The organism is Aeromonas sp. 6P (assembly GCF_051919525.1).
In the GTDB taxonomy this organism is placed as follows: Bacteria; Pseudomonadota; Gammaproteobacteria; order Enterobacterales; family Aeromonadaceae; genus Aeromonas; species Aeromonas veronii.
In genome coordinates, this window is the sequence record NZ_JBQBEO010000002.1 from 1,241,674 (window position 1) to 1,255,128 (window position 13,455).

The window sequence follows — 13,455 nt, forward strand, 5'->3', positions numbered from 1 at the left end:
CATCGATTCAGGCAGGTTCGCAGCACATCCGGTATTGGGGGTGGCCGGTAAGGGGATCGGACTCCTCGGCCTCGATAACGAAACCGTGGCGGCGATAGAAACGCACCGCCTGATCATTTTCGACGAAGACCCGGGCGTGGAGCGACGCCCCCTGACGCTTGGCCTCCTGCAGCAGGGCGTGGCCGACGCCGCGGCCCTGACGGTCGGGGCGTACGAACAGGGCGGCGAGATAGTTGTCCACCATCGCCATGAAACCGAGCAGATCGCCACGCTCCTCGAACACCCAGATTGCGGCGCGATCGAGATAGCGGGTACGCAGATCCTCCTGGGCCTGCCACCAGCAGGAGGCATCGACGAAATCGTGGGCCTGCAGGGAGGCCAGCAACCAGATTTCGACGATCTCTTCCATGTCTTCCGGGCGACTGGGCCGCAACATACCTTCATCCTTATTAACAATTTACTTTCGCAGTCTAGGAGAACTTGATGAACAAACAGGTGACATAAATGAGACCCTGTGAGGTCGATCGCCCTTTATTTAGCGAGAATGATTGGCTGATCACAAAGCGCCTCTCTAGTACAATGCCCGCCGGACAATCTAGAGACCGAGGACGCCATGTGGTTTAAAAACCTGCAGATTTATCGCTTTACCCGCCCCTTTGACCTGACCGTAGATCAGCTGGAAACCCAGCTGGAAGCCTGTGCCTTCACCCCTTGCGGCAGTCAGGACATCTCCCGTTTCGGGTGGGTCAAGCCCCTTGGCAAATTCGGCTCAACCCTGACCCACTCTGCCTCCGGCCACATCCTCATCTGCGCCCGCAAAGAGGAGAAGATGCTGCCCGGTACCGTGGTCAAGGAGATGCTGGCCGAGAAGGTAGAAGCGATCGAGTTCGAACAGGGACGCGCCCTCAAGAAGAAAGAGAAGGAGGCGTTGAAAGAGGAGATCCTCCACACTCTGCTGCCCCGTGCCTTTAGTCGTACCAGCCAGACCTTCGCCTGGATCAATCCGGCCGACAATTTGATGGTGGTGGACGCAGGTTCTGCCAAGAAGGCAGACGATCTGCTGGCGCTGCTGCGCAAATCCATCGGCTCCCTGCCGGTAGTGCCGGTGGCTCTCAAGAACCCGCCGGAGATCACCATGACCGAGTGGTTGAACGAGGGCAACCTGCCTGCCTCCTTCACGCTGGAAGATGAAGCCGAGCTGCGCAGTGCCATGGAGCACGGCGGCATCATCCGCTGCAAGCAGCAGGATCTGATGACGGATGAAATCAAGAACCACCTGGCCAACGACAAGCTGGTGACCAAGCTGGCCCTCAACTGGGGCGAGACCGTCAGCTTCGTGCTGGGGGATGATCTCTCCATCAAGCGCCTGAAATTCAGCGAAGAGCTGCGCGAGCAGAACGATGACGTCACCAGCGAAGATCCGGCTGCCCGTCTGGATGCCGATTTCGCGCTGGTCACCGCAGAGCTGTCCCAGTTTATCCCGGCGCTGTTTGCCGCCCTGGGGGGCGAAGAGCAGTCCATCTAACCGGACTTGCACCTGTTTGGCCTCTGCCATCCCATCGTAAAAACCGCCTTCGGGCGGTTTTTTTATATCTATTGCGGATAGCCATTATTGATAGATGAGTAAGATATTGATCTTGTTCAATAACTTGAGCTGTCAGCGCCAATCGTGACATAGTCCCTCTTCATGGTCATAAAACAGACAAGGAGAGTGTCATGTTGCGCAAACCTCTGGGGCTCGCTATCGCCCTTGCCTTGCTGGCCGGTTGTGCCAGTGACAACGGCTTTCACTACACCCCGCCAGCCCAGACCCTGATTGCGCCGGAAGCCGCCAGTGGCTGGACCGACAAACAGGGCTGGCAGGGCCATGATTTCATGGTGGCTGCCGCCAACCCGCTGGCGGTGGATGCGGGCTACCAGATCATCAAGGCCGGTGGCAGTGCCGTCGATGCCGCCATTGCGGTGCAGTTGGTGCTGACGCTGGTGGAGCCGCAATCCTCCGGGATCGGTGGCGGGACGCTGCTGCTGGTGTGGGATGGCCGCAAGGTGAGTGCGGTGGATGGCCGCGAGACGGCGCCGGCTGCCGCCACCGACCAGCTGTTTATGCAAGATGGCAAGCCGCTGGCGTTTTATGATGGGGTGGTGGGTGGCCGCTCGGTCGGCGTTCCCGGTACCCTGCGCGCTCTGGCACTGGCCCATCAGCGTTATGGCAAGCTGCCCTGGGCTGCGCTGTTCGAGCCTGCCATCACGCTGGCAGAGCAAGGATTTGTGATAAGTCCACGGCTGGCTACATTGCTGGCCAAGGATCCCTATCTGGCACGGGATCCGCAGGCGCGAGCCTACTTCTATCAGGCGGATGGCAGCCCCAAAACGGCGGGTACCCGGCTGACCAACCCGGCGCTGGCCAGGGTGCTGCGCACTCTGGCCACAGAGGGGGCTGATGCCTTCTATCGGGGGCCGCTGGCGGATGCCATGGTAGCCAAGGTACGCCAACATCCCACCAACCCCGGGGTACTGGCGGCCACCGATCTGGCCAGCTATCAGGCCAAAGTGCGGGATGGCCTCTGCTTTGACTATCGCCAAAGCAAGATCTGTGGCTTTCCCACTCCCTCGTCCGGCACCCTGGCACTCGGCCAGATCTTCGGCATGCTGGAGAGCCGCGATATGGCCGCCCTCAAGCCGATCACCACGAAGGAAGGGGGACTGGCTGCTTCCAGCGAGGCTATCCACCTCTACAGCGAAGCGGCGCGTCTCGCCTTCGCCGATCGCAACCAGTACGTCGCCGACAGCGATTTTGTCAGCGTGCCGGTGCAGGGGCTGCTGGACAAGGGCTATCTGGCCGAACGCGGCAAGCTTGTCGGTCAGCTCTCCATGGGGATTGCCAAGCCCGGTACGCCGCCACTGGCGCTGGCGCGGGGCAAGGATGCGACCCCGGAACTCCCCTCCACCAGCCATGTCTCGATCGTCGACAAGGCAGGGATGGCTATCTCCATGACCAGCTCCATCGAGGATGGTTTCGGATCGCGTCAGATGGTCAACGGCTACCTGCTCAACAACCAGCTCACCGATTTCTCCTTCACCTCGGTGGATGCTGCCGGTCTGCCGGTGGCAAACCGGGTGGAGCCGGGCAAGCGGCCCCGCTCCTCCATGTCACCCCTGCTGGTGTTTGACAAGCCAAGCGGCGAGCTGACCATGACGCTGGGCTCGCCGGGGGGCTCCGCCATCATCAACTACGTGGGCAAGACCCTGCTCGGTACTCAGGATTGGGGCCTGAACCTGCAACAGGCCATCAACCTGCCCAACTTTGGCAGCCGCAACGGCCCCACCGAGCTGGAAGCGGGGCGCACCCCCCTGTCGGTGGTCGAGGGATTGAAGGCGAGGGGACACGAGGTGGTATTGAACGAGCAGACCTCCGGCCTGCAGGGGGTTGAGCGCAACGCTGGCGGCTGGTTTGGCGCAGCGGATCCGCGCCGGGAAGGGATCGCCAAGGGGGAGTGAGGCTCCCATAGCAACAAGGCCAGCATGATGCTGGCCTTGTTGCTGATGGTGCATGGCAGAGCGAGTTACTGGATACCCAGCAGCTCCACGTCGAAGATCAGGACGGATCCCGGCGGGATTTTGCCAGCGGCGCGGTCGCCGTAGGCGAGGTTGGCGGGGATGTAGAAACGGGTCTTCTCACCTTCCACCATCAGCTGTACCCCTTCGGTCCAGCCAGCGATCACCTGATTGAGGCCAAACTCGATGGGCTCGCCACGGGCGACCGAGCTGTCAAAGACGGTGCCGTCCAGCAGTTTGCCCTCGTAGTGCACCTTCACCTTGCTGGTGGCGGTGGGGTGAACGGTGCCGGTGCCCGGGGTCAGCACTTCGTACTGCAGGCCGGAGGCGGTGGTGGTCACCAGCGGTTTGTCCTTGTTGCTGGCGAGGAACTCGGCGCCAATCCGCACGTTGTCGGCCGCCAGCTTCTTGTTGTTGCTGCTGGAGTAGAAGTAGTAGGCCACACCGGCGATGAGCAGCGCGATCAGTATGAATTTCATCGGTTTTTCCTGTTCCATGAAATGTAAAAAGTGCAATGAGGGCGCCATCTTATCGCGCACCGCCCCTGATGGCGAGCCACAGGGCGGGAGGATGTGAGCGGGCAGGCAAAGCCCGGTGACGCAGACGCAAAAAGGGGCGAGTCGGTGACTCGCCCCTTTTCATGGCAGCTGCGCTTACTTGGCGGCCACCATCATCAGGGCGGGCAGGGCGAAGAAGAGACCCGTTACATAACCCAGAGCCAGCAGCTTGTTCTCGCTGCCTACCCGGGCCAGCCCCTCGGCGGCGCGCACCGGCAGGTCACGCAGGAAGGGGATGCCATAGATGATGACCACGGCAAAGAGGTTGAACAGCACGTGGACCAGCGCGATGGTCAGGGCCAGCTGGGCACCGGCTCCACTGATGGCGGTGGCAGCCAGCAGGGCGGTAATGGTGGTGCCGATATTGGCCCCCAGGGTGAAGGGGTAGAGCTGACGGGTGCTGAACACGCCGCCGCCGGCCAGCGGGATCATCAGGCTGGTAGTGGTGGAGGAGGACTGCACCATGATGGTCACCAGCGCACCGGAGGTGATGCCGGTCAGCGGGCCACGGCCCAGCGCCTTGTGCAGCACTTCTTTGGCACGACCAACCAATACCTGTTGCAGCACTTTGCCGAGATAAGTGACGCAGGCGAGGATCAGCAGGATACCGATGATGATGGTCGCGATGGCGGCACCCTTGCCCGGCAGGAAGGCAACAGCGCTGTCAATCAGCTGCTGGGCCGGTGCGGTCAGCGGCTTCATGAAATCCATGCCCTTCATCGACATGTTGGCGGAGCCTACCAGCAGGTTGGCCAGCCACTCGGCGCTGTGTTGCAGCAGGCCGAACATCAGCTCCAGCGGCAGGAAGATGAACACCGCCAGCAGGTTGAAGAAGTCGTGCACGGTGGCGGCTGCGAAGGCGCGGCGGAACTCGGCGCGATCCCGCACATGGCCCATGGAGACGATGGTGTTGGTGATGGTGGTGCCGAGGTTGGCACCCATGACCATGGGGATAGCCATGCTGATGGGCAGGCCGCCAGCCACCAGACCGACGATCACCGAGGTGACGGTGCTGGAGGATTGCACCAGCGCGGTAGCGAGAATACCCAGCAGCAGGGCGACAAAGGGGTTGTTGGCAAAGGCGAAGATCTGGGCTGCGCCCTCGGCGCCGCCGGAGAAATCTTTGAAGCCGTGGGAGATGGCGCCCACGGCAACCAGGATCAGGTAGACCAGTACGATGACGCTCATCCAGTTGAACAGGGCGCGGGTCGCGGGCGGCTGTGACAAGGAGTGATGGTGTTGCATAAAGCCTCTTGAGACGGTCGTTCCGTCTTGGGTTGTTGATGACCCGCGCATTTAATCAGTGGTTAATGACAGAAATATGACAAGGTGACACTTTTATGATGGTTTTATGACTTGCTTTGGTGGTTTGCTCGTCAATAGATGATGGGGATGGCGAGAAATATGGCTGGTGGCGCCATCCACCCTGTCTGTTTCTTGCCGACCAAGCAAGTGCGGGAGAGTGGCAATAGTCGAACCCCATATTCAGCCCGTCAAATAGCAAGAAGGGGAGCCATGGCTCCCCTTCTGTCTATCCGTTATCCGCAAAGGATCAGGCGTCAGCCGCCTCTTCGTACTGACGGAACGGGATACGGAACACCGCCAGACGCAGGAACAGATAGGTTGCGCCGAGGCCAGCCCAGATCAGGCCCAGCTCCAGCGAGCTCTGCTCCAGGTTGATCCACAGAGCACCGATGGTGGCGGCACCGAGCAACGGCATCAACAGGTAGATGACGTGATCCTTGAGGGTCTTGTTGCGCTTCTCGCGCACCCAGAACTGACCGATCACCGACAGGTTGACGAAGCTGAACGCCACCAGTGCGCCGAAGTTGACCAGCGCCAGCGCGGTATCCAGATCAAACGACACTGCGGAGAGGGCCAGACCGCCCACCATCAGCACGTTGATAGCCGGAGTACGATATTTCGGGTGGATGTAGCCAAACACCCGCTCCGGGATCATGCGATCACGACCCATCACGTAGAGGATGCGCGACACACCGGCGTGAGCCGCCATGCCGGAGGCCAGTACCGCGACCGTGGTGCAGACCAGCACCACGGACTGGAAGAAGGTGCCGCCAACGTAGAGGGCGATCTCCGGCAGTACCGCATCCGGATGCTGGAAGCGGGAGAGGCTCGGGAAGTAGAGCTGCAGGCAGTAAGAGACCACCACGAAGATGATGCCGCCGATAAGAGCCGTCAGCACGATCGCCTTGGGGATCACCTTGCCGGCGTTCGGAGTCTCTTCGGAGAGGGAGCTCAGACCGTCAAAGCCCAGGAACGAGAAGCAGAGGATGGTTGCACCGGTAAAGAGCGGCACCAGCTGTGCTGACTCGAAGTGGAACGGACGGCTGCTCATCAGGGTGCCAGCCCCTTCACCGTGGTAGATGCCCCACGCCATCAGGCCGATAAAGAGGGTGATGATGGCCAGCTGGATCACCACGATCAGACCGTTGAAGTTGGCCACCAGATTGATGCCGCGCAGGTTGAGGAAGGTCATCACGGTCACCAGACCGAAGATGAACACCCAGGGCTCGACGCCCGGGAACATGGCGGTCAGGTAGATCTTGGCCAGCAGGATGTTGATCATCGGCATGAACATGTAGTCGAGCAGGGATGACCAGCCGACCATGAAACCGACGTAGGGGTTGAACACCTTCTGGGCATAGGTATAGGCAGAGCCCGCAGAGGGGAACTTGCGTACCAGATGTCCGTAGCTGAAAGCGGTGAGCAGGATGCCACCCAGAGCCAGCAGATAGGCGGTGGCGACCCGGCCATCGGTGATGTCACCGACGATGGCGAAGGTGTCGAAGACAGCCATGGGGGTCAGATAGGCCAGACCCATCACAATCACTTGTGTCAGGGTAAGGGTCTTGAGCAGCTTGGCGTTTTGCGATGCCATTACGCTTTCTCCTCAATCAGTGCCGCAGCACGTGCTTGCAACGAGCGCAGGGATACGATGGATTCGCAAGCCTGTACATCAAGGGCGCCGGGGAGGCGCATACCGGGCTGTACCGGCAGGAAAGCATTAAAACGCCCCATTGTTATCCTCTCAACGTCGGGAGATTGTTTGGCAATCTCGAATATCACTTCCGGAAACGTTCCGGCCTCTTGTGGTGGGTTTGTACTGCACTTCAAAAATACAAAAACCGATGTCGCAGTGAACATCGGTCCTTTATTGGCGGCGTATTGTGCATTCGGTCAGCCCCCTTGACAAGCAAAAAAGGGCGGATTAACGCATTTTTTTGCATACGCACGGGGCAGGTAAGTGGTCACTCGCCCCCTGCAGCCGTCCCCGAGCCGCTCCCCCTTTTTCGGGGGGAAGAGAACCCTGTCGTGGCGTATGAAAAATCGGCAAATCGGGGCTGCAGGGTGCATAGCGCCTCAACATTGATCCTGATCATATTTGCCGGCGTTCCCCCGGGCTCGAGTCCAGCGATCTTATCGGCTGGCGGGGGATGGAAGGGGGTGAAGTGGAAAAAGATCTATTGCATATCCATTCACATTAATGACTGAGGATAGAAGGCAACGCGGCTCGGGCCATGGCACGGCGAGCAGCCCGGCTGGGTAGTTATTTGAAATCAGTCACACTTCCTGCAGAAACCGCGTTTCTGGCAACCCGTGCAGCTGGCCACCAGCGCGCCGCAAAAACAACAAGGAGCCCGCAGGCTCCTTGTTCGCTATCGGGGGGGGGCGCCAGCGGTTACTGGGCAATCTCCACCTTGTCGGCGGTATGCAGCGGGATGCGGAACACGGTCAGGCGCAGGAACAGGTAGATGGCCCCCAGCGCCGCCCAGATCAGCCCCAGCTCGAAGGAGGAGGGCTCGAGGTTGAGCCACAGTACCCCGATGCAGGCGGCGCCACAGAGCGGCAGCAGCAGGTACATCAGGTGGTCCTTGAGACACTTGTTGCGGCCCAGCTTCACATAGAAGTGGGCAATCACCGCCAGATTGACGAAGGTGAAGGCCACCAGGGCGCCAAAGTTGATCAGCGCCAGCGCCATCTCCAGATCCAGCGACACCGCAGAGAGGGCCAGCAGGCCGACCAGCAGCACGTTGAACGCCGGAGTCTGCCACTTCGGATGGATGTAACCGAAGAAGCGGGCGGGCAGGGCGCGATCACGACCCATCACGTAGAGCAGGCGCGATACACCGGCGTGGGAGGCGAGCCCCGAGGCCAGTACCGCTACTGTGGTGCAGACCAGTACCACCGCCTGGAACAGCTTGCCGCCGACATAGAGGGCGATCTCCGGCAATACCGCATCCGGATGCTGGAAGCGGGAGATGTCCGGGAAGTAGAGTTGCAGGAAGTAGGAGGTGGTGACAAACAGCACGCCGCCGATCAATGCCGTCAGCACGATGGCGCGGGGGATCACCCGATCCGCGTCCGGGGTCTCTTCCGACAGGGTACTGATGGCGTCAAAACCGAGGAACGACAGACAGAGGATGGAGGCCCCCATCAGCAGCGGTGACACCTGGATCTGCTCGGAGAAGAATGGACGGCTGCTGGCCACGGTACCCAGCCCTTCACCGTTGTGCACGCCCCAGGCGATCAGTCCGATGAAGATGGCGATGATGCTGAACTGCATTACCACGATCAGGCTGTTGAAGTTGGCCACTAGCTTGATGCCGCGCAGGTTGAGGGCGGTCATCACCGCCGCCAGACCGAAGATATAGGTCCAGGGCTCCACGTTCGGGAAGAGGGCTTCCAGATAGATCTTGGCCAGCAGCATGTTGATCATCGGCATGAACATGTAGTCGAGCAGGGAGGTCCAGCCCACCATAAAGCCGACATAGGGGTGAAACACCTTCTGGGCATAGGTATAGGCCGAGCCGGCTGACGGGAACTTGCGCACCAGATGGCCGTAGCTCAGGGCAGTGAACAGCATGCCGATGAGGGCAAACAGGTAGGCGGTTGGCACATGACCTTCGGTGATCTCGGTAACGATGCCGAAGGTGTCGAACACCGCCATGGGGGTGAGGTACGCCAGTCCCATAACCACGACCTGCCACAGTTTGAGGGTCTTTTTCAGACCAACCTGCTGGGCCGCCATTATGCATGTTCCTCATGCAGTGCCAGAGTGGCACGGTCCATCAACGAAACCGGGAGAGAGGCCCGGGAATCAAGGGCGCCAGGGCGGCGCACACCGGCCATGGCCGGTTGGAAAGCATTGAGATGCCCCATGTTGTTCCTCACTAGACTTGGTGTCGGGAGACTGCTGCCAATCTCGCTATCTTTTCCGGGGGTGATCCGGCCTCGTTTATGGGTTTGTTCACTGTCTAAAAAAGAACCGATGCCATTGTTTTACATCGGTTCTTTCAGTGGCGGCGCATTGTGCATTTGCAGGGCCCCCTTGACAAGAAAAAAAGGGGGCAAAATTGCATTTATTTGCACAGGTAAGTGGTCACTTTCCTGCTGGTCAGGCCAGCACGGCCTCCAGTGATTTTTCAAGGAGTTGCAGCCCCTCGTCAATCACTGCCGCAGGGGCTGTCAGGGGGGCGAGAAAACGGATGACATTTGCGCGCACCCCGCATGAGAGCAGGACCAGACCCCGTTTGCCCGCCTCGGCCACCAGTCGCTTGGTAAGGTCGGGATCGGGCTGACTGGCATCACGCCGTTTTACCAGCTCCATGGCCACCATGGCACCGGGGCCGCGAATTTGACCTATGCAGTCAAAACGCTCGGCTATGCGTTCCAGCCCCGCCTTGATCTGCTCCCCCTGATCCAGCGCTTTCTGGTTGAGTTTCTCCTCGTCGATCACCTGCAATACCGCCAGCGCGGCGGCGCAGGCAATGGGGGCCCCCGCATAGGTGCCACCCAGACCACCCGGTTTGGCCGAGTTCATGATCTCCGCCTTGCCCACCACGGCGGAGAGGGGGAAGCCACCCGCCAGACTCTTGGCCAACGTCATGATGTCCGGCTCGATGCCGGCATACTCGGTGGCGAAGGTCTTGCCGGTGCGGCAAAAACCGCTCTGGATCTCGTCGCAGATCAGCAGAATGCCGTGCTGGTCGCAGACGCTGCGCAGCTTCTGCATAAAGCTCGGGGAGGCGGGATAGAAGCCCCCTTCGCCCTGCACCGGCTCGATGATGATGGCGGCCACCCTGCTCGGCTCGATATCAGCGCTGAAGCAGAGCTCGAGGGCGTGCAGGGCATCCTCTTCACTCACCCCGAGATAATCGGCAGGGAAGGGGATGTGGTAGACCTCCCCCGGGAAGGGGCCAAAGCCGGTCTTGTAGGGCACCACCTTGCCGGTGAGCGCCATTCCCATCATGGTGCGACCGTGAAAGCCCCCCTTGAAGGCGATGGTGCCGCTGCGACCGGTGTGGGCGCGGGCGATCTTGATGGCGTTCTCGACCGCCTCGGCGCCGGTGGAGAGAAATAGGGTGCGCTTCGGCGTCGGGCCGGGCACCAGGGCGTTGAGCTTCTCGGCAAGCTCGATATAGCCCGGGTAGGGGGTGACCTGAAAGCAGGTGTGGCTGAATTTTTCGAGCTGTTCACGCACCGCCGCCACCACTTTGGGGTGGTTGTGACCGGTGTTGAGCACGGCGATGCCGGAGGCAAAGTCGATGTAGCGGTTGCCCTCCACATCCCACAGCTCGGCATTTTGCGCCCGGTCGATAAAGACCGGCAGCAGGGTGCCAACGCCGTTGACCACGGCCGCTTCGCGGCGCGCTTGCCACGCCTTGTTTGATTCTGACTGACTCATCTTTCCTCCCTGAGGGGCCGCAGCCCCCGATATTCCCTGAAAATGTGGCAGGCGTTTTGGCGCCGATCACCGCCGCTCAGCCCATCGGGCCAGATCGGCGGCGCCTTGTCTCTCTGTTGCTGCCCTAGCGAATGGCGCCAAAGCAGAGGTATTTGGTCTCGAGATACTCCTCCAGTCCCTCGGCGGCCCCTTCCCGGCCCAGACCCGACTCCTTGATGCCGCCAAAGGGGGCCAGCTCGGTGGAGATGATCCCCTCGTTGATGCCAACCATGCCGTATTCCAGCTGTTCGGCGACGCGCCACACCCGGGTGATATCGCGGCCATAGAAGTAGGCGGCCAGGCCATAAGGGGTGTCGTTGGCAATGGCGATGGCCTCGGCTTCCGTCTCGAAGCGCACCAGCGGGGCGACCGGGCCGAAGATCTCCTCCTGCAGGATGGGGTTGGTTTTATCCACCTTGCCCAGAATGGTGGGGCGGTAGAAGAGGGGGCCGGCGGGATGGGCTTCGCCCCCCAGCAGCAGCTCGGCACCGGCGGCGACCGATTGTTGCACCAGCTCGGCCACCTTGCTGGCGGCAGCCGGGTTGATCAGCGGGCCAATTTGGGTGCCTCCGCCATGCCATCCCCCACCTTGAAGGCCTTGACGGCGGCAGTCAGCTTCTCGGCAAAGGCGTCGTAGACGCTGGCCTGCACCAGAATGCGGTTGGCGCAGACGCAGGTCTGCCCGGCGTTGCGGTATTTGGAGGCGAGCGCCCCGGCCACCGCGGCATCGAGGTCGGCGTCGTCAAAGACGATAAAGGGAGCGTTGCCACCGAGCTCCAGCGACAGCTTTTTCATGGTGTCGGCGCACTGGCGCATCAGCAGCTTGCCGATGCGGGTGGAGCCGGTGAAGGAGAGCTTGCGCACCACCGGATTGCTGCACAGCTCGTTGCCTACCGCGCTAGCCTGATGACTGGTGACGATATTGATGACACCGGCGGGGATGCCCGCCTGCTCGGCAAGCAGCGCCAGTGCCAGCGCGCAGAGCGGGGTCTCGGCGGCAGGTTTTATGACGATGGTGCAACCGGCTGCCAGCGCCGGGCCCGCCTTGCGGGTGATCATGGCAATCGGGAAATTCCACGGGGTGATGGCGGCGACGACCCCGACCGGCTGCTTGATGGTTGCCAACCGGCGATCGCCGCTAAAGCCCGGGATGGTGCGGCCATAGGCGCGCTTGCCCTCCTCGGCGAACCACTGGATAAAGCTGGCGCCATAGGCCACCTCTCCCTTTGCTTCCGCCAGTGGCTTGCCCTGCTCGCAGGTCATGATGCGGGCCAGTTCGTCGCTGTGGGCTGTGATGGCGGCAAACCAGGCGTAGAGCTTGTTGCTGCGCTCCTTGGCGGTCAGCGCTGCCCAGGCGGGTTGCGCCGCGTGGGCGGCCGCGATGGCGCGGCGGGTATCCTCGGCATCCATGTCGGGCACCTGGGTAATGACGGCACCGCTGGCGGGGTTGGTGACCTCGAAGGTGCGGCCGCTGGCGGCCTCGCACCACTGTCCATCTATATAGGCGCGGGATGTGATCAAGCTGGAGTGGGATGTTGTTCCTGACATGAGAAGCCTCGAGTGTGGGTCAGAGCAGCTGGTTGCCGGAGTGAGCCGACCCTTCCTGCGCCGCTGCCGTATAAAATAATAAGCACAGGAAGACCATAATTTGAGCTGAAATGTTTTTCAAGTGTTAAATATATTTGAATTGCCGGGGGGCGCCATGCTAGAAAATGGGCTGTGTAGCGCGCTTTCTCCGGTTCGCTTGCAGGCTGCAGGTGGGCAGATGACCGGGGGATGGTAAATCAGGTGTGCAAAATAATGAACGGTTGTGTTGTGTAACATAGTGAACGGCAAGGGAAAGCTGGTTGGCTATTTTAACCAGCAGGGTAAACAGGCTGCGCTTGATCCGATGCGATCACGCGCAAGCAGGAGAGGCTGATGATGCAAGGATGCAGAGATAGCGCAGCAAGAGGAGGCTTGCGGTGAGCGGGCCACAGAGCCGGGAAGGCGTGGCTCGACCGTTGAGTGGGGCTGACACCGGGGCGCGCACCATGGGGGAACGGCTGGCGGCGGTGCGCCATCAGCTGGGGCTCTCCCAGCGGCGGGCGGCCGAGCTGAGCGGCCTGACTCATGGCGCCATCTGCATGATCGAGCAGGACAAGGTGAGCCCCTCGGTCGCCTCCCTGCAAAAGCTGCTCACCATCTACGGCCTGCCGCTGTCTCGCTTCTTCGCCGAGGAGGAGAGCCGCACTCCGGAGGTGGTGATCAAGGCTGATCAGCTGATCGAGCTGGGCAGTCAGGGGGTCTCCCTCAAGCTGGTGCACAACGGCAACAACCGCCGCCAGCTCGGCTTTATGCTCGAGACCTATCCCCCCGGCACCGACACTGGCGGTCAGGTGACTCATCAGGGGGAGGAGGTCGGCACTGTGCTGGAGGGGTCGGTGATCCTGACGGTGGCGGGCCAGAGTTATCCGCTGGAGGCGGGCGACAGCTATGTGATCGACACCGGCGAGCCCCACAGCTTCAGCAATCCGTCGGGGGAGACCTGTCGCATCGTCAGCGCCCACACCCCGGCGAGCTTTTAATCCTGACAGTAGTTTGGCAACCGAACCGGTA

The 13,455-nt window shown here is 61.2% G+C and carries 10 protein-coding genes and 1 pseudogene; 3 read left to right on the forward strand and 8 right to left on the reverse strand.

Translation table 11 applies throughout. From position 1 onward, the window contains the following. Positions 1-7: 7 nt before the first annotated feature. Positions 8-436: a GNAT family N-acetyltransferase gene (locus ACTG2J_RS05990; protein ID WP_040065867.1), complete on the reverse strand. Its 429-nt coding sequence runs from the start codon at positions 434-436 to the stop codon at positions 8-10. A gap of 177 nt (positions 437-613) precedes the next feature. Here ACTG2J_RS05990 and rdgC point away from each other — a divergent pair, with 177 nt between their 5' ends. Both rdgC and ggt read left to right on the forward strand, forming a co-directional pair. Beyond that, complete coding sequence (rdgC, locus tag ACTG2J_RS05995; RefSeq protein WP_005347467.1) at positions 614-1,525, forward strand: recombination-associated protein RdgC; 912 nt, start codon at positions 614-616, stop codon at positions 1,523-1,525. Between the two features lie 191 nt (positions 1,526-1,716). Beyond that, complete coding sequence (ggt, locus tag ACTG2J_RS06000; RefSeq protein WP_439997289.1) at positions 1,717-3,498, forward strand: gamma-glutamyltransferase; 1,782 nt, start codon at positions 1,717-1,719, stop codon at positions 3,496-3,498. Positions 3,499-3,563: 65 nt separating this feature from the next. Here the strand turns inward: ggt and ACTG2J_RS06005 are convergent, their stop codons facing one another. From ACTG2J_RS06005 to ACTG2J_RS06035, 7 genes and pseudogenes are all read right to left on the reverse strand, one after another. Beyond that, the gene (locus tag ACTG2J_RS06005; RefSeq protein WP_005338245.1) at positions 3,564-4,034 is read right to left on the reverse strand and encodes an FKBP-type peptidyl-prolyl cis-trans isomerase; all 471 of its coding nucleotides are present in this window, start codon (positions 4,032-4,034) and stop codon (positions 3,564-3,566) included. A gap of 174 nt (positions 4,035-4,208) precedes the next feature. Continuing rightward, the gene (locus tag ACTG2J_RS06010; protein ID WP_005338243.1) at positions 4,209-5,357 is read right to left on the reverse strand and encodes a sodium:phosphate symporter; all 1,149 of its coding nucleotides are present in this window, start codon (positions 5,355-5,357) and stop codon (positions 4,209-4,211) included. 307 nt (positions 5,358-5,664) lie between these two features. After that, positions 5,665-7,011 carry an APC family permease gene (locus ACTG2J_RS06015; protein WP_005350109.1) on the reverse strand — a complete coding sequence of 449 codons (1,347 nt, stop codon included), beginning with the start codon at positions 7,009-7,011 and terminating at the stop codon, positions 5,665-5,667. After that, positions 7,011-7,277 (reverse strand): hypothetical protein, encoded by a 267-nt coding sequence (locus tag ACTG2J_RS06020; RefSeq protein WP_021230505.1) that lies wholly within the window; start codon positions 7,275-7,277, stop codon positions 7,011-7,013. Before ACTG2J_RS06020 ends, ACTG2J_RS06015 begins: the two co-directional genes overlap by 1 nt. A gap of 535 nt (positions 7,278-7,812) precedes the next feature. Next, positions 7,813-9,162, reverse strand: coding sequence for an APC family permease (locus ACTG2J_RS06025; RefSeq protein WP_005359067.1), 1,350 nt, complete (start codon positions 9,160-9,162; stop codon positions 7,813-7,815). A 366-nt stretch (positions 9,163-9,528) separates the two neighbouring features. After that, complete coding sequence (gene gabT, locus ACTG2J_RS06030) at positions 9,529-10,818, reverse strand: 4-aminobutyrate--2-oxoglutarate transaminase (protein WP_376888537.1); 1,290 nt, start codon at positions 10,816-10,818, stop codon at positions 9,529-9,531. A gap of 124 nt (positions 10,819-10,942) precedes the next feature. Then, positions 10,943-12,405, reverse strand: a pseudogene (locus ACTG2J_RS06035) (NAD-dependent succinate-semialdehyde dehydrogenase). 416 nt (positions 12,406-12,821) lie between these two features. On the opposite strand from ACTG2J_RS06035, the gene puuR reads away from it, so the two are divergent. Then, positions 12,822-13,424 carry an HTH-type transcriptional regulator PuuR gene (puuR, locus tag ACTG2J_RS06040; protein WP_113738864.1) on the forward strand — a complete coding sequence of 201 codons (603 nt, stop codon included), beginning with the start codon at positions 12,822-12,824 and terminating at the stop codon, positions 13,422-13,424. Positions 13,425-13,455: the final 31 nt, after the last annotated feature.

Excerpts from the sequence above, each read along its gene's own strand:
- ACTG2J_RS05990 (WP_040065867.1), bottom strand. The coding sequence starts at position 436 with ATGTTGCGGCCCAGTCGCCCGGAAGACATGGAAGAGATCGTCGAAATC.
- rdgC (WP_005347467.1), top strand. The coding sequence starts at position 614 with ATGTGGTTTAAAAACCTGCAGATTTATCGCTTTACCCGCCCCTTTGAC.
- ggt (WP_439997289.1), top strand. The coding sequence starts at position 1,717 with ATGTTGCGCAAACCTCTGGGGCTCGCTATCGCCCTTGCCTTGCTGGCC.
- ACTG2J_RS06005 (WP_005338245.1), bottom strand. The coding sequence starts at position 4,034 with ATGAAATTCATACTGATCGCGCTGCTCATCGCCGGTGTGGCCTACTAC.
- ACTG2J_RS06010 (WP_005338243.1), bottom strand. The coding sequence starts at position 5,357 with ATGCAACACCATCACTCCTTGTCACAGCCGCCCGCGACCCGCGCCCTG.
- ACTG2J_RS06015 (WP_005350109.1), bottom strand. The coding sequence starts at position 7,011 with ATGGCATCGCAAAACGCCAAGCTGCTCAAGACCCTTACCCTGACACAA.
- ACTG2J_RS06020 (WP_021230505.1), bottom strand. The coding sequence starts at position 7,277 with ATGTTCACTGCGACATCGGTTTTTGTATTTTTGAAGTGCAGTACAAAC.
- ACTG2J_RS06025 (WP_005359067.1), bottom strand. The coding sequence starts at position 9,162 with ATGGCGGCCCAGCAGGTTGGTCTGAAAAAGACCCTCAAACTGTGGCAG.
- gabT (WP_376888537.1), bottom strand. The coding sequence starts at position 10,818 with ATGAGTCAGTCAGAATCAAACAAGGCGTGGCAAGCGCGCCGCGAAGCG.